Here is a 21,619-nt window from a genome sequence, read left to right as displayed (position 1 = left end):
GTGCCGAACCCACCCGCCCAGACGGCCACGCCGAACCCGTCCGGGCAGCCGAACCCGACCGCGCAGTCGAACCCGTCGGTCTCGCCGGGAGGCGGCAGTCCGGAGGGGACGCACCGGAAGGCCGGCGTCGCCGCTGCCGTGGCCGACGGTGAGGTTGCCGTCGCCGTCCCCGGCGCGCTCGGCCTGGCCGGCGCCGCCGCCGTGGCCGGACTCGCCGGTCCCGGCCCGCAGCCCTCCGGCCGCGCGACGCCCGGCGCGGACCCCGACGACCCGGCCCGCGCCGGTACGGTCCGGGGTCGCTCCGATCGCGACGACGACCGCGAGCCCGGCGCCGACCGGGAGCCCGCCGCCGGCCTGCGCGAGGACGACGCCGTCTGGGGCGGTGACCGCGCCCGGCCGGCCGCCGACGACCATGTTCCGCTGGTCCGGCCGGACGACGACCCGGACGACACGACGGACTGGGACGACCTCAGCGACGCGGACTGGCTGACCGGTACGTCAGCGGACGACGGCAGGGAAGGGTGACCATGTCGGAGACACCGCAGCCCCCGCGCGCCGTATGGCGGCGGGTCACGCCCGCGAAGGCGCCCCGGCCGGCCGGCGGCACGTTCGACTTCTTCAGCGCCGACCTGGAGAAGATGCGCCGGTGCGGCGAGCCCGGCGTCAGCGACGCCGAGTTCACGACGTCGCTGGCCGAGGAGGAGAAGGCGGCAGCCGCCCGCGCCGAGGCGTTCTGGGCCGAGCAGGAGCGACGCCGCAGGGACGAGGAGGAGCGGGCGGAGAAGGAGAAGAAGCGCCAGGCCGAGGAGGACGACGACGTCAAGGTGGCCGAGCGCTACCGCAACGACCGCTACGCGGTGAAGCTGCTGCGCCAGGAGCGCACCGTCTGGGGCGGCGACGGCGCCGACGCGGGGACGATCGGATGAGTACGGTCACCGTCAAGCGCCCGCCCCGCGCGCCCGGCCCGGAGGCGCCGGAAGGCTCGATCGAGCTCCAGGAGCCGCCGCTGATGGCGGAGGAGGCCCCGCTCGACTTCCGCTCGTTCGCGATGGTCGTGCCGATGGGCCTCGGCATGGGCGCGATGCTCGCCATGTTCGGCCTCTACAACCGCACCCCCGTGATGTACGTGATGGGCGGCGCGATGGCCGGCGGCATGCTGCTCATGGGCGTCATGCAGATCGGCCGGGCGGCCGCCGAGCGCAAGCGCAAGATGCGCGGCGAGCGGCGCGACTTCCTCCGCTACATCGGGCAGTTGCGCAAGCAGGCCCGTGAGGCGGCCGACCAGCAGCGCCGCCACGTGCTGTGGAACAACCCGCAGCCGGGCTGGCTGTGGTCGATCGCGATGGGCAGCCGGCTGTGGGAGCGCCGGCCCAGCCACGACGACTTCGGCCGGGTCCGGATCGGTCTCGGCCGGCAGACCGCGATGCTGAAGTTCAACCCGCCGTCCACCAAGCCGATCGAGGACCTCGAACCGCTGTCGTCGATCTCGCTGCGGCGGTTCTCCGAGGCGTACCGGACGGTGTCCGGCATCCCCACCTCCGTCGGCCTGCCGAGCTTCACCAGCGTCGAGTTCGAGGGCGCGATCGACCCGGCGATCGACCTGGCCCGCGCCATGGTGGCGCAACTCGCCACGTTCCACGCCCCGGACGAGCTGCGGATCGCGGTGCTCGCCGCCGAGGTGCACCGGGGCCCGTGGGAGTGGGTCAAGTGGCTGCCGCACAACGCGCACCCCACCGCGTACGACGCGGCAGGTCCGGTCCGGATGTTCGCCGGCAGCCACGACGCACTGATGGACATGCTCGGCCCGGAGATCACCGACCGGGGCGACCACGACCGGGCCGTCAGGCCGACCACCAGCGAGCCGTTCCTGGTGATCGTCGCGCATCTGGTGGACCTGCCGGACAGCTCCCGCCTGCTCGGCGCGGGCATCCGCAACGTGGTGCTGCTCGACCTGACCGGCGCGATGCCCGGCGGCCCCAAGGTGCTGCGGCTGACAGTCACCGACGACGTCGTGGAGTTCCCGGCCGGCGCCACGACCGGCTCGGCCAAGCGGGACGGCCTGGACCAGACCCAGTGCGAGGCGCTCGCCCGCATCATCGCGCCGAAGCGGACCAGCGGCACGCTGGAGGTCTCCGACGAGCCGCTGGACACCAGCTTCGAACTGACCACGCTGCTCGGCATCCGCGACGCCATGACCTTCGACGTGCAGGCCCTGTGGCGTACCCGCACACCGCAACGCAACCGCCTCATGGTGCCGATCGGCGTCACCGAGGAGGGCGAGGTCATCGAGCTGGACCTGAAGGAGTCCGCGCAGGGCGGCATGGGACCGCACGGCCTGCTCATCGGCGCCACCGGCTCGGGCAAGTCGGAGCTGCTGCGCACCCTCGTCTGCGGCCTGGCCGCCACGCACAGCTCGGAGATCCTCAACCTGGTGCTGGTCGACTTCAAGGGCGGCGCCACCTTCCTCGGCATGGACAAGCTGCCGCACACCTCGGCGGTGATCACCAACCTGGCCGACGAGCTGCCGCTGGTCGACCGGATGCAGGACGCGCTGAACGGCGAGATGACCCGGCGGCAGGAGATGCTGCGCGCGAGCGGTCACGCCTCGCTGTTCGACTACGAGAAGGCGCGCGGCAACGGCGCCCAGCTCGTGCCCTTCCCGGTGCTGCTGATCATCGTGGACGAGTTCAGCGAGCTGCTGTCCAGCAAGAGCGAGTTCATGGACCTGTTCGTGTCCATCGGCCGGCTCGGCCGGTCGCTCGGCGTGCACCTGCTGCTCGCCTCCCAGCGCCTGGACGAGGGGCGGATCAACCGGGTCGAGGGACACCTGTCGTACCGGCTGGCGCTGCGCACGTTCTCCTCGATGGAGTCGCGGTCGGTGATCGGCGTGGGCGCGGCGTACGAGCTGCCGCCCGAGCCCGGCAACGGCTACCTGAAGGTGGACACCACGAACCTGGTGCGCTTCAAGGCGGCGTACGTCTCCGGCGCGTACACCGGAAGTGGACGCCGCGGCGGCGTCGCGGACGCCGGGGACGAGCCGACCGCGGACGTGGTGCCGTTCACCACCCGGCAGGTCGCGGTGCGCCACGACCCCGGGCCGGAGCGCCCGGCCGAGCAGGTCGAGGAGCCCGCCGCCGACGCGAACGGGCCGAGCCTGGTCGAGGTGCTGCTCGACCGGCTCGCCGGCTCGGGCCCACCGGCCCGCCAGGTCTGGCTGCCGCCGCTGTCCAGCGCGCCCAGCCTGGACTCGCTCATGCCGAGTGTGCTGCCCGACCCGGTACGCGGCATGACCATCGACGACCCGGCCGTCCAGGGCGGCCTGCGGGTGCCGGTGGGCGTGGTGGACCGGCCCGCTGAGCAGCTGCGCGAGCTGTTGGTGGTCGACCTGAACGGCGCGGACGGCCACGTCGGCATCGCGGGCGCCCCGCAGAGCGGCAAGTCGACGCTGCTGCGCAGCCTGATCCTGGCGCTGTCGCTGGCGAACACGCCGCGCGAGGTGCAGTTCTACGGCCTCGACTTCGGCGGCGGTGGTCTCGCCTCGATCGCCGGCCTGCCGCACGTCGGCTCGATCGCGACCCGGATGGAACGCGACCGCGTCGTCCGGACGGTCGAGGAGGTCCTCCAGGTCATGGAGAGGCGCGAGGCCGAGTTCGCGCGGCACGGCCTCGACTCCATGACCAGCTACCTGGCCAGGGTCGCCGACGGGGTGATCGAGGACGGCTTCGGGCACGTCTTCCTGGTCATCGACGGCTGGTACACGATGAAGCAGGACTTCCAGGAACTGGAGCAGAAGTTCCAGGAACTCGCCTCGCGGGGCCTGTCCTTCGGCGTGCACGTGATCGTCACCGCGACCCGCTGGTCGGAGCTGCGTACCTGGATGCGGGACCTGCTCGGCACGAAGCTGGAGCTGCGGCTCGGCGACGCGATGGAGTCCGAGCACGGCTCCCGCAAGGCGGCCACCGTGCCCAACCAGGTCGGCCGCGGCCTCACCGCGGGGGCGCTGCACTTCCTGGCCGCGCTGCCCCGGATGGACGGCAGCTCCGAGGTGGGCGACCTGGCCGAGGCCACCAAGTCGGTGGTCGAGGAGATCGGCACGTTCTGGCCCGGCCCGGCCGCCCCGCCGGTACGGATGCTTCCGGCGCACCTGATGGTCGAGACGCTGCCGCCGCCCGAGTCCGACTTCAAGTTCGTCATCGGCCAGGACGAGCAGCGTCTCGCCCCGGTCTGGCACGACTTCATGACCACCCCGCACATGCTGGTCCTCGGTGACAGCGAGACCGGCAAGACCAACCTGCTGCGGCTCGTGCTGCGGTCCATCCAGCAGCACTACCCGCCGGAGCGGGCGAAGGTCGTGCTCGGCGACTCGCGCCGAGACCTGGACACCGCGATCGGCGCCGCGTACCAGGTGGGCTTCGCGTTCACCGGCGACAAGATGCACGAGCTGGCCGGCCAGGCGTCGGTCTCGATGAACCGGCGGATGCCCGGGGCGGACGTCTCGTCCGAGCGGATGCGCAAGCGCGACTGGTGGGAGGGGCCGGAGCTGTTCGTCATCGTCGACGACTACGACCTGATGACCAAGAGCACCGGGATGGGCTCGACGCTCGACCCGCTCCTGCCGCTGCTGGCCCAGGGCGCCTACATCGGCCTGCACGTGATCGTCGCGCGGAGCACCTCCGGCGCGATGCGGGCCATGATGGACCCGGTGATCCGGCGGATGTGGGAGCTGGGCACGCCCGCGACGCTCTTCTCCTACCCCAAGGAGGAGGGCAAGTTCCTCGGCGAGGCGAAGCCCCGTCAACTGCCGCCCGGGCGCGCCCAGCTCGTCACCCGGCGCGGCGTACGCCTGATGCAGACCGGTTTCGTGTCGGACACGGCCCGATGAGAGAGGCTCGCTGGTGACCGCAGCGCTGAACGACCAACTGTGCCGGATCACGGTGATCGGGCCGGCCCGCCGGGCCGACCTGGCCGTGCCGGCCCGGATGCCGGTGGCGAACCTGATGCCGCTGCTGGTGCGGCACACCACCGACGTGGCCCGGGTGCCCGACGGCGAGGTGCCCGACGAGTCGTGGGTGCTGCAACGCCTCGGCCAGCCGCCGTTCGAGCTGTCCGGCACGCCGGAGAGCCTGGACTGGCTGGAGGGCGAGGAACTGCACCTGCGCCCGGCACAGGACCCGCTGCCCGAACTCGACTTCGACGACCTGGCCGAGGGCGTCGCCACTGTGGTGAACCGGCGGGCCGACAGGTGGCAGCCGGAGTACCGCCGGGTGCTGTTCCTCGTCCTCTCCCTGGTGGCGATGGGCCTGATCGCCGCCGTACTCGTGGACCGGGGGCCGATGCTGCCCCAGGTGATCGCCGGCGCGGTGCTCGCGGCCGGGCTGTTCACCGCGGCGATCGTCGGCGCCCGCCAGCAGACCGACGGCGCGTTCCCGCTGCTGTTCGGCGGCGGCGCGGCGTTCTTCGCGGCCGTCGCCGCGTCCAGCGCCGTCGACGGCGACCCGGACGGCGTGGCCTGGACCGCCGCCGCCGGGCTGGCCGCCGCCGTCGCGGTCGTCGCGGTGACCGCGTTCCTGCTGATCGCGCAGCGTACGGTCACGCCGGTCATGCCGTTCGCCCCGCTGCTGATCGTCGCGCTGACCGCCGCGATGGTGGTGCTCGTGCTGCTGGCCGGTGACGGCTTCGCGCTCACCGCGCCGCAGGTCTCCGCGGTGGCCGTGTCGGTGATCCTGGTGCTGATCGTGATCGCGCCCCGGGCGGCGGTGAAGCTGGCCCGGCTGCGCGGACCGCAGCTGCCCAAGACCGGCGCCGACATGTCGTACGACATCGAGCCGGAGGACTCCGACCTGGTCAAGTCGCGCGCGGACGAGGCGGACACCTACCTGACCGCCTGCATGACCGCGTCCGCCCTGGTCCTGCCGGTGCTGATGCACCACACCATGCGGGTGCCGGGCTGGTCCGGGTGGACACTCGTGCTGGTGACATCGAGTGCAATCCTGTTGCGCTCGCGTACCTTCTTCGGGTTCTGGCAGCGGGTCGCCCTGGTGGCGGCCGGTACCGTCGGCTACCTCATGGTGGCCCTGATGTTCTCCGACAAGCTCGCCCCGACCGGCCGGTACGTCCTGCTCGGCGGGCTCGTCGCCCTTCTGGTGCCGCTGGTGATGGCCGCGCTGCGGCCGTGGCCGCGGCGCATGCTGCCGTTCTGGGAGTACACCGCCGGCGGGCTGGACATCGCGACCGGCCTGGTCGTGCTGCCGGTGCTCGCCCAGGTGCTGGGGCTCTACGCCTGGGCCCGCGGACTCTTCGGGTAGCCGGCGGTGCAGACCCAGCGCGACCACGTCCACGCCCACCAGTTCATGATGGGCCGGTTGAGTTCCGCCCTGGTGCAGGGCGACCCGTCCACGGCGGAGATTCCCGGGCAGCGCGCCGTCACCGGCCTGGCCTTCGGCGTGCTCATCAGCGTCCTGGTCGTGGCCGGGTTCGCCGTCTACGGCTGGATCGTCCCGGGCGGCAGCAAGGCGTACACCAAGAGCGGTGTGATCCTGGTGGAGAAGGAGAGCGGCAACCGGTACGTCTACCTCGACGGCGTGCTGCGCCCGACGCCGAACCTGACCTCGGCCATGCTGATCCAGGGCAGCGGCGCAACCGTGAAGCTGATCTCCAAGGAGTCGATCAAGGACGTTCCGCGCGGACCGTCGATCGGCATCGACGGCGCCCCGCAGTCGGTCGCCACCGGGTCGATGGTCGCCGGCCCGTGGCTGGCCTGCCTGCCCGGCTCCGTCGCCGACGAACCCGGCGACCGCCTCGGCCTCAACCTCGACCCGCGCGCCGAGGCCGTCCCGCTGCCGGCCGACCGCTTCGCCGTCGTCCGTGCCGCCGACGGACCCACCTACCTGGTGACCGCCGGCCGCAGGCACCGGGTGGCCGACCCGGCGGTGCTCGCCGCGCTCGGCGCCACCACCACCCGCAAGGTGCCCGCCCCGCAGGACTGGCTCGACTTCCTGCCCGACGGACCGGACCTGGCGCCGGCCACGATCCCCGGCGAGGGCCGCTCCGGGCGGGTCGGCGACCGCTCGTATCCGATCGGCACGTTGTTCCGGCAGCGGCCCGACACCGGCGCGGAGCAACTGCTGGTGCTGCGCCGCGACGGCCTCGCGCCGCTGAGCCGTACCGAGTTCCTGCTGGCCACCGTCACCTCCGGGGAGGAGCCGGTGGAGTTGAGCGCCGCCGACCTCGCCGCGGCCCGGATGTCGGCCGACCGGTCGCTGCTCACGCGGCTGCCCGACCTGACCGGCCTCACCCCGCAGGAACCCGGCCCGTACGCGCTGTGCCTGCGCCAGAGCGCGGTGGACGGGACGCGGTTCGACAGCACCGCGGTGCTCGTCCCGCTGGCCGGCTCCGGCGTCCGCCCCGACGGCCGCACGACGGTGCTCCTGGCGCCCGGCAGCGGCATGGCGGTGCTCCCGGCGCCGGTCGGTCCCGGTGCGGCGCAACCCCTGCCCACGTACATCGCGGACGACGGAAAGGCGTACCCGATCGGCGACCAGGACGCGGTACGGGCGCTGAAGCTCGACCGGGTCGTGAACGTTCCCTTCCCGAGGGAGCTGCTCGCGCTGGTGCCCCAGGGCCCGGCGCTGGGCATGAGGGCCCTCGCGGCCGCAGAAGTGGGGTAGGTCGATCATGGCAACCCGGATCCGGGACCTGTTCGGCGGCGGCAAGGACCGTCCCGAGGGCGTCGTCCAGCACACCGTCGGCAACGCCCTCGTGGTGCACGCCGAGGACGCCATCAGTCCCGAGGCCCAGTCGCTGGCGCTGTCCGTGATCGAGGACGCGGAGAACGACGTCGTCGTGCTCGACCTCGGCGACGGCATGCCGATCAGCGCGTGGGAGGCGATGGCCGGGGTGCTGCCGCGCCGCCGCCGCGGCATCCGGCTCATCGCCTGCGGCCGGCACGGCAACTCCGCGGCGATGGCCGGTCAGTGGCTCTCCGAACGCCTCAACCGCACCGTCATCGCCCCGGACGGCGACCTGGTACGCGGCTCCGCCGGAACGCTGTTCGTCCACTCCGCACCGGGCAGCGGCTGGGTGCGGTTCCGGCCCGGCCGTCCGCCCGCCTGGGACGCCAAGCGCTACCCGACGCCGCGATGGGACCGGGCCGCGATCGACACCCGGCCGTCCAGCGCCACCGCCGAGATCGAGCCGATCCCGGCCGGGGTCTGGATCCACAGCAACCGCGACCGGCAGGTGGTCGACCCGCAACGGCAGCGGCACACCGCGTACGTGCCCTGCCAGGCGGAGACGATGACCGTGCTGCTGGGCTGCCCCGGCACGCCGCCGCTGTCGCTCGACGACGTGGTGCGCTTCTGGCGCGGACTCGACGAGGAGAACCGCCAGCGGGTGCGCTTCGTGCAGTTCGGCGAGGTCCGGATCCCCGAGGGCGAGGCGTTCGGCCAGGCGCTCGCCGACCTGCTGAACACCGACGTCACCTGCTACACCGGCGTGCCGATCGGCAGTCCGCACCGGTACGAGATCCGTACCGTGCTGCCGGACGGCGCGTTCGGCTGGGCGCCGTACGCGCTCGAACTGTCCTACACGCCCCGGGCGCACCCCAACTCGCGGGCCCGCCGCCCCACTGTGCTCAGCCACCGTCCGCCGCTGGCCGGCGCCGAGGAGGTCGCGCCCCGGGTCTACTGGTTCGCCCCCGGCGCGGTGGTCGAGGTGGTGCAGACCGGCCTCTGGGTACGCTCCACCGCCGAGCCGAAGAACGCCGAGCAGGTCCGGTCCGCGATGCTCGACGCGGGCAGCGGCACGCTCGTCTTCGACGACACCGTCCACTCCACCGCCCACCGGATGCGGGAGCTGGCGCTCGACCTGGCCGCACGCGTCGACGGCATGGCCGGTACGAGCCGCGCGCTGATGCCCGCGTCGGTGCTGGTGCCCGGCGCGAAACCGGCCAGCCGGGCCGAGGTGGTCATCGACCTGGAGACCGAGATGCGGGCGGTGCGACAGGCGCGGGCGCGCTGCTGTCGGAGAAGAAGGGGCTCGCCGACGAGCGCGCATGGCTGCGCCGCACGCTCAGCCGCGAGTTCGACGTGATGGCCAGCTCGGTGTCCCGGATCATGTCCGAGCACCCGGGCATGCAGGGCTCGGGCGTGTCCACCGAGGACGTGCTCGCCGACTCGGTAGCGCTGCGGCTCTATCTGACCGGTCGCGGACCGGGTGTCGACGCGGGTCTGCGCTCCGGCCGCAAGGGGCCGCACGTGCCGTTCGCGCGTTGCGTGGTGGCCGGCGTCTCCCGGATGCCGTCGTTCCGGGGCACCACCGTCTACCGGCTGTCGCCGACCGCCGGGGAGTGGGCGCTCTACCAGGACCGGCGGCTGGTGACCGACTGGAGCTTCGTCAACGCGCTGACCCAGCCGTGCGCGTCCGAGGACGGCGACACCGACGTGCTGATCTGGTCGATGACCGCCCGCCGGACCAGCCTGCTGGAGCCGGAGGGGGACGAGCACGTCGAGGACCGGGTGCTGTTCCTGCCCGGTACGAACTTCAAGGTGCTGGACCTGCGCCGGCCCGCCGAGGGTGAGCGCGGCGCGGTCCTGCTGCGGGAGATCGGCGCCAACGAGATCGACGACACCGGCCGGGTCGACTCCAACCGGGTGTCGCTCGACGAGCTGGCGATCACGTCGCTGCGGCGCAGCGTGGACCGCTGGGCCACGGCCGAGCCCCGGGTACGCATCGGCGCGGCGGCCCGCGGGCGCCTGCGGGTGCTGCCCGGGCTGGACCGGAAGGGATGACGCGGTGAGTCGGCAGGTTCTTGTGGTGGGCGACCGGAAGCCGGGCTCGTACCCGACGATCGGCTCCGCGCTGTCCCGGGCCGAGCCCGGCGCCACTATCGACGTCCACCCCGGCCGGTACGTCGAGAAGCTCGTGGTCGGTGACCGGGTGACGATCAGCGCGGCCCGGCCCGGCACCGTCGAGGTGCACGTGGAGGAGGGCAGCGTCCTCGTCGTACGCGGTGAGGGCGCCCAGCTGCGCGGCATCACGCTCAGCAGCGCCGACACGACGCTGGCGGCGGTAGACGTGTACGCGGGCGAGGTGGCGCTCGACGACTGCCGGGTCAGCGGCGCCTCCTGGGTGACGCTGCTGGCCCGGATGCAGGGCACCGTCGCGCTGCGCGGCTGCGACGTGACCAGCTCGGCGGGCGCGGGTGTGGTGGTGATGTCGGCCGGGTCGAGCACGATCGAGGACACCGACGTCCACGACGTCGCCACGAGCAGCGTCGTGGTGGGGGAGCAGAGCGCCCTGACGCTGCGCCGCTGCCGCCTGCGCACGGCCGGCGCGAACAGCGTGTGTGCCGGCGGCGACGCCCGTCTCACGATCGAGCAGTGCGAGATCACCGGGGCCGGCAAGCCCGCCCTCGTGGTCGAGCAGCGCGCCTGGGCGCGCATCCGCGGCCTGGCCGTCACCGGCAGCGGCAACGTCGACGTCTTCGTGCGCGGCGAAGGCGACGTGCAGATCAGCGACTCGACGTTCACCGGCGCCGCGGTGCAGTCGGCGCACATCGCCGAGGGCGCGTCGCCGTCGTTCCGCAACTGCACGTTCGGCGGTGCCGGGCACACCGCCGTGCAGGTGCTCGGCGGCGGCCGCCCGACCTTCACCGACTGCACGGTCCAGGACGCGCCGGTCGGGGTCGCCGTCACCGGCGGCTCGCCCCGCTTCCTCGGGCTGACCGTGCGAGGCACGCGCGACAACGTCGCCGTGCTCACCGGTGAGTCGGCTGTCGTGCTCCAGCGGCTGCGCGCCGAGATCACCACGGGCGGCGGGGTGCTGGTCCAGGACGGCGCCTCGCTGGAGGGCACCGACCTGGTGGTGGACGCGGGCGAGGCGACAGCGCTCGCGCTGACCGGCCCCGCGCGGGGCGTCGTGCACGAGGCCCGCCTCACCGGAACCGGCGTGGCCTGCGTCCGGGTGGGCGCCGGCGCCGACCTGACGCTGCGCGCGTCCCTGCTGCGGGGTGCGGGCGTGCTGGCCGAGGGGACGCTCCAGCTCGGCGACAGCGAGATCGTCGGCGCGGCCCGCGACGGCCTGCGGGTCACCGGGTCGGCGTCCGTCACGCAGACCCGGGTGCGCGACGCCCGGGCCGACGGGATCGTCTTCGAGGCGGGCTCCCGCGGGTCGGTGAGCGACGGGGAGGTGTTGGGCAGCGGCGGGGCCGGCATCGGCGTGGACACCGTGGAGCCGGTGGCGCTGACCCGGTGCGTGGTGCGCGACAGCGGCGGCGAGGACGTCCGCCGCGGGCCCGGCGCCACGGTGACGACCGAGGCGCTGACCGTGGGCCGCCCGCAGGCCACCCCGGCGCCCGCCGGCCCGCTGGCCGCCGCGCCGGTCCCGGTGGCCGGCGACGAGGGTACGGCGGCGGAGAGCGGCGCGGACGAGCTGAGCGAGCCGCTTCGCGAGTTGAACGGGCTGATCGGTCTGCGCGGGGTGAAGCAGGAGGTCACCGCGCTGATCAACCTGATCAAGATGTCGCAGGTCCGGCTCCAGATGGGCCTGCCGATGCCGCCGATGAGCCGGCACCTGGTCTTCGCCGGGCCGCCCGGCACCGGTAAGACCACAGTGGCCCGCCTGTACGGCTCGGTGCTCAAGGAGCTGGGCATCCTGTCCAAGGGCCACATGGTCGAGGCGGCCCGGGCCGACCTGGTGGGCCAGTACATCGGCTCCACCGCGATCAAGACCACCGAGCTGGTCACCAAGGCGCTCGGCGGCGTGCTCTTCATCGACGAGGCGTACACGCTGTCCAGCGGCTCGGGCGGCTCCGGGCCGGACTTCGGCCAGGAGGCCATCGACGCGCTGATGAAGATGATGGAGGACCACCGCGACGAGCTGGTGGTGATCGTCGCGGGCTACTCCGAGCTGATGGAGCAGTTCCTCGCCTCCAACCCGGGTATGGCGTCCCGCTTCACCCGTACCGTCGAGTTCCCGAACTACTCCGTCGAGGAACTCGTCACCATCACCTCGAACCTGGTCAGCAAGCACTACTACGAGCTGACCGACGACGCGGTGGACGCGCTCACCGCGTACTTCACCCGGGTGCCGAAGAACGCGACGTTCGGCAACGGCCGGGTGGCCCGCAAGCTGTTCGAGGCGCTGATCAACAACCAGGCGTCGCGCCTGGCGACCACGCCGCCCACGAAGGACAGTGAACTCAACCGGCTCACCGCCGCCGACGTCGAACCCGAGCTGGCGCTGCTGGAGGACCTGCCGGTCGAGCAGGGCGAGCAGCCCGACGCGGCGACCGACCCGACCGGCGCGATCAACGCGGCCCGCAGCTGGAAGCGGATCTGCGGCCTGGTCGGCGGGCAGCGCGTCAAGGAGGCGGCCGGGCAGACGCTGTTGCAGCTCTGCGAGGGACGCAACCGCCGGCGCGGCCCCGGCCGCACCGGCAACGTGCTGCTCGGCGGCCGGGCCGGGAGCGGCCGCAGCGAGTACGCCCGGCTGTACGCGGCATGCCTGTCGGAGCTGGGCCTGGTGCCGGTCGGCCAGCTGGTGCGGGTGAGCACGAGCCGGGAACTGGCGCCGCAGTGGCCCGGCCAGGCCGGGAGCCTGGTGGATGCGGTCCTCGACGACGCGGCCGGGGGCGTGCTCCAGCTCGACTACGTCGACGACGCCTCCGGCGTCGCGCCGGAGATCGCCGAGGCGCTCGTGAGCCGGATGCGCTCCCGGCTCGGCGATCCGGTGGTGGTGCTGACCGGCGAGGAGGCGGCCTTGGCGAGCCTGCGGACCGCGGTGCCGGCGGTGAACGAGGTGTTCGGCCAGCAGTGGTCGGTGCCCGAGTTCAGCACCGACGAGCTGGCCACCGTCGTGCTGCGGCACCTGGTGCGGCGGGGTCATGAGGTGCCCGACGACGTCCGGGCCGCGCTGACGCAGATGGCCGGCCGGCTGCCCGAGCGCACAGTCCACGCCGCCCACCAGTTCTCGCTCGCGCTGACCCGGCGCACCGGCTCCCGTACCCTCGCCCTCGCCGACCTGGCCGCGCCCGGCCCGGCGGCCGGCGAGCGGCTCGGCGGCCTGGCCGCCGTCGGCTGACCACCCGCCCACACACAGAAAGGCCCGGCATGCAGCCCGAGTCCACGCCGATCCCACCCTCGTTCCAGGAGTTCATGGAGAACGCGCAGCGCCTGGAGGACCAGATGCGCAACGCGCAGTCGGAGCTGGAGCGGGCGATCGTCACCGGCCGCTCCCAGGACGCCACTGTGCTGGTCATGGCCAGCGGCCTGGGCAAGGTCCAGGCCGTCCGGGTCGACCCACGGGTGTACGAGCAGCGTGACGCAGCGTCGTTGCAGACGGCGATCATGGAGGCGATCCAGGCCGCCGCTGCGAACGCCGGAAAGCTCGCGACGGAGAAGATGGGCCCCGTCGAAATCAATCTTCACTGACTGAAAAAAGTCTGACCAGCGGTTATGGGCAGATCTTCATGGTTCGACGCCATCAGGAAAGAGAGTGTGGAGATTTCTTGAAGGACTCTCCATGAGACTGTCAGCCCCTACTGACAGTGATGGAGATGGCTGTGGAGCAAGTTGCCGTCTTTGTGCACGCGCCCGACCCACTGACCCACACCGGCCTGACCGCCCACCTCCGGTCGCGCTCCGACATCACGCTGCTGGAGAGCGCGGACCGGACGCGGGCGCAGGTGCTCGTCGTCGCCGCGGAGCGGCTCACCACCGACGTGATCGCCATGCTGCGCCTCGCGGCGACCGAGATCGGCGCCCCGGTCGTCCTGATCACGACCGAGGTCAGCGAGCAGGAGCTGCTGACCGCTGTGGAGTGCCGGGTGGTGGCGGTCCTGCCGCGCGTGGCGGTCACCGCCGAACGCCTCGTGCACAGCGTCCGGGCGGCCGCCTCCGGCGGCGGCGTGCTGCCCCCGAACCTGGTGGGCGAGCTGCTCAAGCACATCGAACGGCTCCAGCGCGACGTGCTCAACCCCAACGGGCTCAACGCCTCCGGCCTGACCGCGCGCGAGATCGACGTGCTGCGGCTGATGGCCGAGGGCTTCGACACCAACGAGATCGCCGACGAGCTGCGCTATTCCGAACGCACTGTGAAGAACGTCATCTACGGCCTCAACCACCGGCTGAAGCTGCGCAACCGCTCGCACGCGGTGGCCTACGCCCTGCGCTCCGGCATGATCTGAGGTGATCACGCGCCACACCGTCGGCAACGCCCTGGTGCTGCACGCCAGCGAGCGGATCAGCACGGAGGCCCGTACGGTCGCGCTGTCGGTGGACCGGGATCCCGACAACGACATCGTGATCCTGGACCTGCAACACGAACTGCCGTTCGACATCTGGGACACGGTCGCGACCGAGCTGCGCCGGCAACGCCTGCGCCGGGGCATCCGGCTGGTGGTCTGCGGCGCCCGCCCGGAGACCGGGGCGCTCGCCGGCCAGTGGCTCTCCGACCGGCTGGGCCGGCCGGTGATCGCCCCGTTCGGACGGATGATCCCGGGTGCGGCGGGACTGCTGTTCGTGCACGCCACCGATCTCGGCGGCTGGGTCTGCTACCGGCGCGGCCACACGCCGGTCTGGCAGTCGAAGCGCTATCCCGTACCGGCCTGGGACGGCGCCGCCGTCGACCACCTGACGATCAGCTCGACCTGCGCCGCCGAGCCGCTGCCCGGCGGCGTCTGGCTCCGGGAGAGCCGCGACGAGGCCGCCGTCGCCGTACACGGAAGCCACCTCACCTCGACGATGCCGTGCCTGCCGGACGCCATGCCGGTCCTGGTGGGCTGCCCCGGGACGGCGCCGCTGCGCCTGGACGACATCGCCCGGTTCTGGCGCGGCCTGGCGCCCGAGGGCCGCGAGCACGCCCGCTTCGTCCAGTACGGCCCGGTCGCGCTGCCCGACGGCGAGCAGTTCGGGCAGGCGCTGGCCGACCTGCTGCGCAGCCCGGTGCGCGTCTTCACCGGCGTGCCCAGCGGCCGGCCCGACGGCCCGGCCATGTTCACAGTCGACGCCGACGGGCGGCCCGGCTGGCAGGTCTTCGCCGAGGAGCTGGCCTACCGGCCCCGGGAGACGCTGGGGGCGAAGGCGGTGACGCCGCGCATCCTGCGACACCGCGCGCCGCCGGAACTCGGCGAGCCGGTCGGTCCGCGCGTCTACCAGTACGCCCACGACGCGGTGGTCGAGGTGATCCCGTCCGGCCTCTGGCTGCGCGCCCCGGAGCCGCCCCGCCACGCCGACCGGATCCGCGCGGTCCCGATGGACCCGAACCGGGTCCGGCTGGTCGTGGACGACCCGGCGCCGGCCGCTGCGGACCGCCACCGGGAACTGGCCGGTGACCTGGCGGCGCGGCTGGACCCGGCGACCCGCAGGCGCGCGGCGGTGCAGCCGTCCTCGCTCGTGGCGCCGGGACGCCCGGGGCTCTCGGCGCGCGGGATCGAGGCCGGGACGTACCGGTACACGACGGGTCACGCCGCCGGACTGCTCCCCGCGCCGTCGGTGCCGGCGCCCGTCCCGGAGCCGGTGCCCGTCGCCGTGGCCGGCCCGCCCGCCCCGTCGACCGGCGAGGTGGCCGCGACCGTTCCCGCAGTCGCCGGTCCCGCCGCCCTGCCGGAAACGACCCTGCCGGACGGCTCCGGGCTTCCCGGCCCGGGGGCAGAAGCGACCGGGCCTCACGGTGCCGGGCCGGACGTGGCCGGGCTTAACGTGGCCGGGCCGAGCGTTGTCGGGTCGGAGGCGGCCGGGCTTCACGGGGCGGGGCTGAGCGTTGTCGGATCGGAGGCGGCCGGGCTTCACGTGGCCGGGCCGGGCGTCGCCGGGCTCGACGGCATCGGGCCGGACGCGGACGCGCCGGATGTGGCGGCGCGGGACGTGGCCGGACCGGTGCTCGACGGCGGCGCGGGCTGGGCGACCAGCCCGACGATGACGCTGCCGGTGCACCGTCCCGCACCGGCGCCCGTCCGCTTCCAGCGCACCCCCGGCGACGACGCGCGGGGCGTACGCCCCGGCCCCGACCTGGACGAGGAGCGGACCTGGTTCCGGCGCGCGTTCCGCCGCGAGATCGCCGCGGTCTCCGCCGACGTGGCGGACGTGCTCGCCGCGCATCCGGCGCTCGCCGGCGGCGCCGACGCGGTGGAGTACGCGACAGCCGTCCGCCTCTACCTCTCGGCCGCGGGCGACGGCCTCGACCAGGCGCTGCGGTCCGCCGAGCCGGGCGGACACGTGCCGTTCGCCAGGTGCGTGTCAGCGGGCGTACGCCGGCTGCCCGTGCACCGCGGCGTCGCGTACGCAGGCGCCGGGCTGACCACGGCGGACCTGCGCCGGATCGCGCAGCGGCGGGTGCTCACCGACTGGGGGTTCACCAACGCCCTCGCCGAGCCGCCCGCCGACCTGCCGGGCACGGTCGAGGTGCTGATCTGGTCGGCGACCGCGCGGCGCACGGCGGCGTTCGAGACCGGCGACGGCGTGCCCGCCCGGGTGCTGTTCCTCCCCGGTACGGCGTTCACGGTGCTCCAGGTGCAGGAGCCCGAGGCCGGTGCACCCGCCCGGCTGCTGTTGCGGGAACTGGCGGTGGAGGAGCCGCCCGTGGACGGGCGGGTACGCTTCGACGCCCTCGCCCTGGCCGCCCTGCGCCAGCACCTCGTGCGCCGCACCGGCCCGGGTACGCCGGTCCCGGCGGCCGCCGCACGCCGGTTCACGGGCGTTCCCGGGCTGCGCTGAGGCGCTGTACCGGCCGAGCGCCGAGGCGCTACCGGTCGAGACCGTCGAGGAGGGCGGCGAGCGTCGCCCGCTGCGCCGGCGGCAGCCGGTGGCTCGCCAGGGCGCGGCGTACCAGCTCGCGGGCCGCCTCCGGGGCCTGCCGGGACAGCTCGGCGTCGTGCGCGACCAGCCAGCCCACCAGCCACTCGTCCACTTCGGGCGGCCCGGCGAGCAGGTGGTCCGCGACCCGGGTGACGGGGCCGCCGTTGTCCGCGAGCGCCTGTGCCGCGTGCCGGTGCAGCGTCGGCCGTAGCGCGGCGGGGATGCTGCCGGCGAGGGCCCGCCGCAGCACCGGTTGCCGGAACGCCAGCTCGCTGCCCGCGTCCACGAGGACGTCGGCGGCGACCGCCTCCTCCAGGTCGGCCATCAGGTCGAACGGGGTCCGCCCGGTGACCGCCGCGATCTCCGTGACGGCGAACTCGTCGCCGAGCAGGGCGGCGTAGCGCAGCGCCTCCCGGGCGCCGGGGGAGAGGTGGTCGAGGCTGGCCCGCACGGTGTCCAGAAGCGAGCGCGGCATGTCGTCGGCCCGCGCGTCGACCTCGGCGAGCCCGTCGACCACCCGTACCCCGTCCTCCGCCACGAGGCCGGTGACCAGTTCCCGGGCATACAGCGGGTTGCCGGCAGCCAGCGGCGCCAGCGACCGCAGCGTGGCGCCGGGCGGCACGCCGACGGTCCGGCCGAAGATCTGCTCGATGTCCGACGGGGGCAGGGGAGTGAGCCGGATCAGGTGCCCGGCGCGGGTGCTCACGCCGCGCCGCAGCCGGGCCAGGTCGCGGCGGCCGGGCTCGGGCCGGGCGGTCGCGACGAGCAGCAGCGGCAGCCACCGGGTCAGCGCGGCCAGCCGCTCCCAGGCGAGCAGGCTCACCTCGTCGGCCCACTGGAGATGGTCGACGACCAGGACCAGCGGGCCCTCGGCGGTCAGCCGGCGGACGTGGTCGAGCACCCGGTCGACAGCCGTCGCCGGGTCGTCGTGCGGCGCGTCCTCCAGGCGCAGCGCCCGGCGCATCACGTGCAGGGGGATGCGGCTGCTGAGTTCCTCGGCGCTGCCGCGCGCGACCCGGTGGCCCCGCGCACGCGCCTCGTGCAGCGCCGCGTCGAGCAGCGCGGACTTGCCGATGCCCGGCTCACCCTCGATCCACACGATCGCGCTGCGGCCCTCGCCCACCGCGTCCAGCAGGTCGCGCAGCAGCGCCAGCTCGGCGTCGCGTCCGACCAGCCGGCCCCGCCGCGGTACGGGCGGCGCGGCCACCGCTGCCGGCACCTCCGCTACCGGCGTCACCGGTACGGCCGGCTGGGCCGCCGCCGGCTCGGCGAGGATCCGGCTCTGCAACTCGCGCAGCGCCGGGCCGGGCTCGACCCCGAGTTCGTCCACCAGCAGCCGGTGCGCCGCGTGGAAGACGTCGAGCGCCTCGGTGCCCCGGCCGGCCCGGTGCAGCGCACACATCAGCAGCTCGTGGAACGGCTCGTGCAGCGGGTGGTCGCGGACCAGGGCGGTCAGGTCGGCGATGAGCGCGTCGTCGCCGCCGCCGGTCAGGACCAGCCGGGCCCGCCGCTCGGCCGCGGCGATCCGCATCTCGGTCAGGCGGTGCCGGTCGAGGTCGGCGAAGAGTCCGGTGACGTTCGCGTACGGCTCGCCCTGCCACAGCGCGAGCGCCTCGTCGAGCAGCGCGACGGCCGGTGCGGGCCGCCCGGCCGCGGCCGGTGCCACTGCGGCCTCACACAGCGCCTCGAACCGGTCGGCGTCCAGCGCGCCCGGGTCGAGGCGCAACGTGTACCCGGCGCGGCCGGAGCGCAGCATCCCCCCGGCCGGGCCCAGGCTGCGCCGCAGGCCGGAGACGTAGGTGTAGATGTTGCCCGCCGCGGCGCTCGGCGCCGAGTCGCCCCACAGCGCCCGGATCAGCTCGGCGCGGGTGACCGGGCGGTTGGCCTTCGCGGCCAGCATCGCGAACAGGGCCCGCCGCCGGGCCGGTCCGAGGTCGATCTCGACCTCGCCGTTCCAGGCGCGTACCGGCCCCAGAACGGTGACGCGCAGTCTCCTCACCGGTGCCCGACGACCGCCGGTCCGACGCTCGGGGACGGCCCGCCCGGGCCGGCGATCCGGCTCATCTCGGCGCGCGTCGCGGCGTCCCCGGTGTGCGCCGACACCCAGCTCGCCTCGGCGCCCGCGGGCAGCCCGCAGCGGTGCAGCACCCGGGCCAGTTCCGCGGTGAGCAGCTCGCGGGACGGCGCGGAGAGGCCGGGCGAGGCGACGGCGTGCCGCAGCACCGCGATCGCGGGCGCGGGGGCGACGGCGCCCAGTTGCGCGGCGTGCGTGGTCAGCCAGTCCTGCACCCAGGCGTCGACCGGCACCGGTCCGGCCAGCAACTGGCCCGCGACCCGGCCGAGGTCGCCACCTGCTTCGGCGAGCCGCTGGGCGAACTGCCTGTGCATCAGCACCCGCAGCGCGGTCGGGATCGCGCCGCGCAGGACCCGGCGCAGGACCGGATGCCGGAACCGCAGGCGACGCCCGTCCTCGACGAGGACCCCGGCGGCCAGCGCCTCCTCCACCGCGGGCACGAGTTCCGGCGCCGACTTGCCGGTGACCGCGGCCAGGTCGGCGACCAGGTAGTTGTTGCCGAGGAACGCGATCGCCCGCAGCAACTGACGGGTGTCGTCGGCGAGCGGTTGCAGGTGCCGGGAGACCGCGTCGGTCAGCTCGGGTCCGGGCGTGTCGGCGGTCCGGCCGTCGCGGTCGGCGAGGACGAGATGACGAAGGTAGTACGGGTTCCCGGCGGCCGCCGCGACGAACGAGCGGGTGGTGCCGGGGTCCGGGCCGGGCGGACGGGACCAGTCGCGTACGAGCGCGGTCGCGGTGTCGTCGTCGAGCGGGCCGAGTTCGACGAGCGTGGTGCCGTCGCGGGGCAGCACCCGGCGCAGGAGCCGCACCTCGTATCCGGCCGGAACCGGGCGGGCGGCCGAGACGAGCAGCAGCGGCAGCCGCGTGGTGAGCTTGTGCAGCGCGTGCCAGACCAGCAGCGACATGTCGTCGGCCCACTGGAGGTCGTCCAGGACCAGCAGCAGCGGCCGTTCGGCGCACCGCGCCACCACGAACCGCTGCACCGTGTCGATCACGGTCATGGTCGGTGGTGCACCGGCCGTGCAGGCGTGCAGCGAGGCGGGCAGGCCGTCCGCATCGTTGCCCAGGGAGAGGCACTCCAGCACGATGCTCAACGGCATCCGGTACGCCAGCTCGTCGCCGACGGCCCAGCCGACCTGGACGCCGAGCGGGGCCGCGCCGCTCAGTCCCTCGGCCAGCAGCGCCGACTTCCCGATGCCCGCCTCGCCGCTGATCCAGACGCTGCCGCCGCGTCCGCCCGCCAGGCCGGTGACCGCCGACCGCAGCCGGGCCAGCGCGGCGGAGCGGCCCCGGAAGCCGGGGTGCCGCCGCGGGACCGGGCCGTGGCCGCGTGCCGGGGCCGCGGTGCCGGCCGACAGTTGTTCGTGGATCTGCCGGACGGCGGCGGCGGGTTCGGTGCCCGACTCCTCGACCAGCCGGTTCCGCAGCGTGGCGTAGAGCGCGAGCGCCTCGGCGGTACGCCCCTGCGCGGCGAGCGCGCGCATCGCCACCGCGTACAGGCTCTCCCGGGCCGGGTGGCGGTCGACGAGCGCGAGCAGGCGGTCGACGACCTCGGCTCCGCGTCCGAGGCCCAGCATCAGCTCGGCCTGCCGTTCCACTGTCGTCAGGTACAGCTCGCCCAGCCGGATCCGGTGGCCGGCGGCCCGTGGTCCCGGTACGCCGACGAGCGCCTCGTCGCCCCGCCACTGCGCGAGCGCGGCGTCCAGGGCGGCCAGTTCGCCGGCGGTGTCCCCGGTGGCGCGGGGCGCGCGGCTGCGTTCGCGCAACCGCTCGAAGCGGTGCACGTCGACGGCGTCGGCGTCGAGGTGCAGCCGGTAGCTGCCGCCCTCGGAGGTGAGCACCCGGCCGGAGGACCACCTGTCACGGTCCGGTTCGAGCATCCGGCGCAGGGCGGAGACGTACGTGTAGAGGTTGCCGGTCGCGCTGGCCGGCGGGTGGTCACCCCAGACGGCGGTGATCAGCTCGTCCCGGGACAGGCCCCGCTCCGGGGTGAGCGCCAGCGCGCTGAAGACGGCCCGGCGCTGAGCCGAGCGCAGTGGCAGTTCCCGCCCGGCGTACGTGATCCGGAGATTGCCCAGCAAGCGGATGTCGAAGCCACTGCACTGTGCCGTCATGCCGTCCTCGTGGTGACCGGATACCTGCCTCGGTGACAACCGTTCGGCGGAACCCTAGCCCAACCATCTACCATGTCAACTTCGTGTGGATGGCGGAAAGGCTTACGGCGCAGGGCTTTCCGGTGTATGTCGCGTTCATCTCCGGCCGCTGCCGGTAGCGCTAGCAGGCAGTCTTCCCGAGGGCGGGCCCGAACCGTCCACGACGGACCGGCGGGCGGCCGGGCGTCCCGGCGAGACGATACTCACCTCGGGCGGGGCCGGGGTCCGGCGCCGGCCCCGCCCGAGGTGGTTCAGCTACCGGCGCAGGTGGCGGTGGTGCCGCCGCCGGTCCCGGTGCCCTGGAATCCGAAGGTGGTGCTCTGGCCCGCGCTCAGCCGTCCGTTGTAGCTCTGGTTGGCCACGGTGACGGTGCCGCTGGTGCCGCTGGGCACGCCGTTCCACAACGAGCTGATCGCGGCGCCGCCCGGCAGGGTGAGCGTCACGCGCCAGCCGGTCAGCGCGTTGCTCCCGGCGGTCACGGTCACGTTGGCGACGAAGCCACCGTTCCACTGGTCCTGGACGGCGTAGACGGCGGTGCAGGAGGCCCCACCCGGCGGCGGAGTGGTGGGCGGCGGCGTGGTGGGTGGCGAGGTCGTGGG

Annotated in this window: 11 protein-coding genes and 2 pseudogenes; 10 read left to right on the top strand and 3 right to left on the bottom strand. The window is 74.1% G+C overall.

The annotated features are described in order from the left end of the window. The 10 genes and pseudogenes from ABD52_RS26795 to ABD52_RS26750 form a co-directional block, all read left to right on the top strand. Positions 1 to 525, top strand: a pseudogene (locus tag ABD52_RS26795) (hypothetical protein); the annotation flags it as partial. Between the two features lie 2 nt (positions 526 to 527). Further along, positions 528 to 926, top strand: coding sequence for a hypothetical protein (locus ABD52_RS26790; protein WP_013286984.1), 399 nt, complete (start codon positions 528 to 530; stop codon positions 924 to 926). Continuing rightward, the gene (gene eccCa / locus ABD52_RS26785) at positions 923 to 4,882 is read left to right on the top strand and encodes a type VII secretion protein EccCa (protein WP_047893621.1); all 3,960 of its coding nucleotides are present in this window, start codon (positions 923 to 925) and stop codon (positions 4,880 to 4,882) included. The genes ABD52_RS26790 and eccCa overlap by 4 nt, the downstream gene beginning before the upstream one ends. A 13-nt stretch (positions 4,883 to 4,895) precedes the next feature. Continuing rightward, complete coding sequence (gene eccD / locus ABD52_RS26780) at positions 4,896 to 6,305, top strand: type VII secretion integral membrane protein EccD (RefSeq protein WP_047893620.1); 1,410 nt, start codon at positions 4,896 to 4,898, stop codon at positions 6,303 to 6,305. 6 nt (positions 6,306 to 6,311) lie between these two features. Next, positions 6,312 to 7,667: a type VII secretion protein EccB gene (eccB, locus tag ABD52_RS26775; RefSeq protein ID WP_047893619.1), complete on the top strand. Its 1,356-nt coding sequence runs from the start codon at positions 6,312 to 6,314 to the stop codon at positions 7,665 to 7,667. A gap of 7 nt (positions 7,668 to 7,674) precedes the next feature. Next, positions 7,675 to 9,788, top strand: a pseudogene (locus ABD52_RS26770) (hypothetical protein). Positions 9,789 to 9,792: 4 nt separating this feature from the next. Beyond that, positions 9,793 to 13,080: a right-handed parallel beta-helix repeat-containing protein gene (locus ABD52_RS26765; RefSeq protein WP_047893618.1), complete on the top strand. Its 3,288-nt coding sequence runs from the start codon at positions 9,793 to 9,795 to the stop codon at positions 13,078 to 13,080. A 29-nt stretch (positions 13,081 to 13,109) separates the two neighbouring features. After that, positions 13,110 to 13,430, top strand: coding sequence for a YbaB/EbfC family nucleoid-associated protein (locus ABD52_RS26760; protein ID WP_047893617.1), 321 nt, complete (start codon positions 13,110 to 13,112; stop codon positions 13,428 to 13,430). Positions 13,431 to 13,549: 119 nt separating this feature from the next. Continuing rightward, on the top strand, positions 13,550 to 14,185 hold the full coding sequence (locus ABD52_RS26755; protein ID WP_174361720.1) for a response regulator transcription factor: 636 nt from the start codon (positions 13,550 to 13,552) through the stop codon (positions 14,183 to 14,185). Between the two features lies 1 nt (position 14,186). Beyond that, complete coding sequence (locus ABD52_RS26750) at positions 14,187 to 16,712, top strand: hypothetical protein (protein WP_047893616.1); 2,526 nt, start codon at positions 14,187 to 14,189, stop codon at positions 16,710 to 16,712. A 28-nt stretch (positions 16,713 to 16,740) separates the two neighbouring features. On the opposite strand, the gene ABD52_RS26745 is transcribed toward ABD52_RS26750, so the two are convergent. The 3 genes from ABD52_RS26745 to ABD52_RS26735 all read right to left on the bottom strand — a co-directional run. After that, positions 16,741 to 18,792, bottom strand: a complete 2,052-nt coding sequence (locus ABD52_RS26745) for a BREX system ATP-binding domain-containing protein (RefSeq protein ID WP_047893615.1) — start codon at positions 18,790 to 18,792, stop codon at positions 16,741 to 16,743. Then, on the bottom strand, positions 18,789 to 20,981 hold the full coding sequence (locus ABD52_RS26740; RefSeq protein ID WP_047893614.1) for a BTAD domain-containing putative transcriptional regulator: 2,193 nt from the start codon (positions 20,979 to 20,981) through the stop codon (positions 18,789 to 18,791). The genes ABD52_RS26745 and ABD52_RS26740 overlap by 4 nt, the downstream gene beginning before the upstream one ends. A 290-nt stretch (positions 20,982 to 21,271) precedes the next feature. Further along, positions 21,272 to 21,619 (bottom strand): cellulose binding domain-containing protein (locus ABD52_RS26735; RefSeq protein ID WP_047893613.1); only part of this gene is annotated, 348 nt, incomplete at its 5' end.

The sequence above is a fragment of the Micromonospora sp. RV43 genome (assembly GCF_001029515.1).
Lineage (GTDB): Bacteria > Actinomycetota > Actinomycetes > Mycobacteriales > Micromonosporaceae > Micromonospora > Micromonospora aurantiaca.
This window is presented reverse-complemented; position numbering and strand designations above follow the sequence as displayed.

What these genes read in the sequence shown, in the direction of transcription:
- ABD52_RS26790 (WP_013286984.1), top strand. Translation starts at nt 528, where the DNA reads ATGTCGGAGACACCGCAGCCCCCGCGCGCCGTATGGCGGCGGGTCACG.
- eccCa (WP_047893621.1), top strand. Translation starts at nt 923, where the DNA reads ATGAGTACGGTCACCGTCAAGCGCCCGCCCCGCGCGCCCGGCCCGGAG.
- ABD52_RS26760 (WP_047893617.1), top strand. Translation starts at nt 13,110, where the DNA reads ATGCAGCCCGAGTCCACGCCGATCCCACCCTCGTTCCAGGAGTTCATG.
- ABD52_RS26755 (WP_174361720.1), top strand. Translation starts at nt 13,550, where the DNA reads ATGGAGATGGCTGTGGAGCAAGTTGCCGTCTTTGTGCACGCGCCCGAC.
- ABD52_RS26740 (WP_047893614.1), bottom strand. Translation starts at nt 20,981, where the DNA reads ATGACGGCACAGTGCAGTGGCTTCGACATCCGCTTGCTGGGCAATCTC.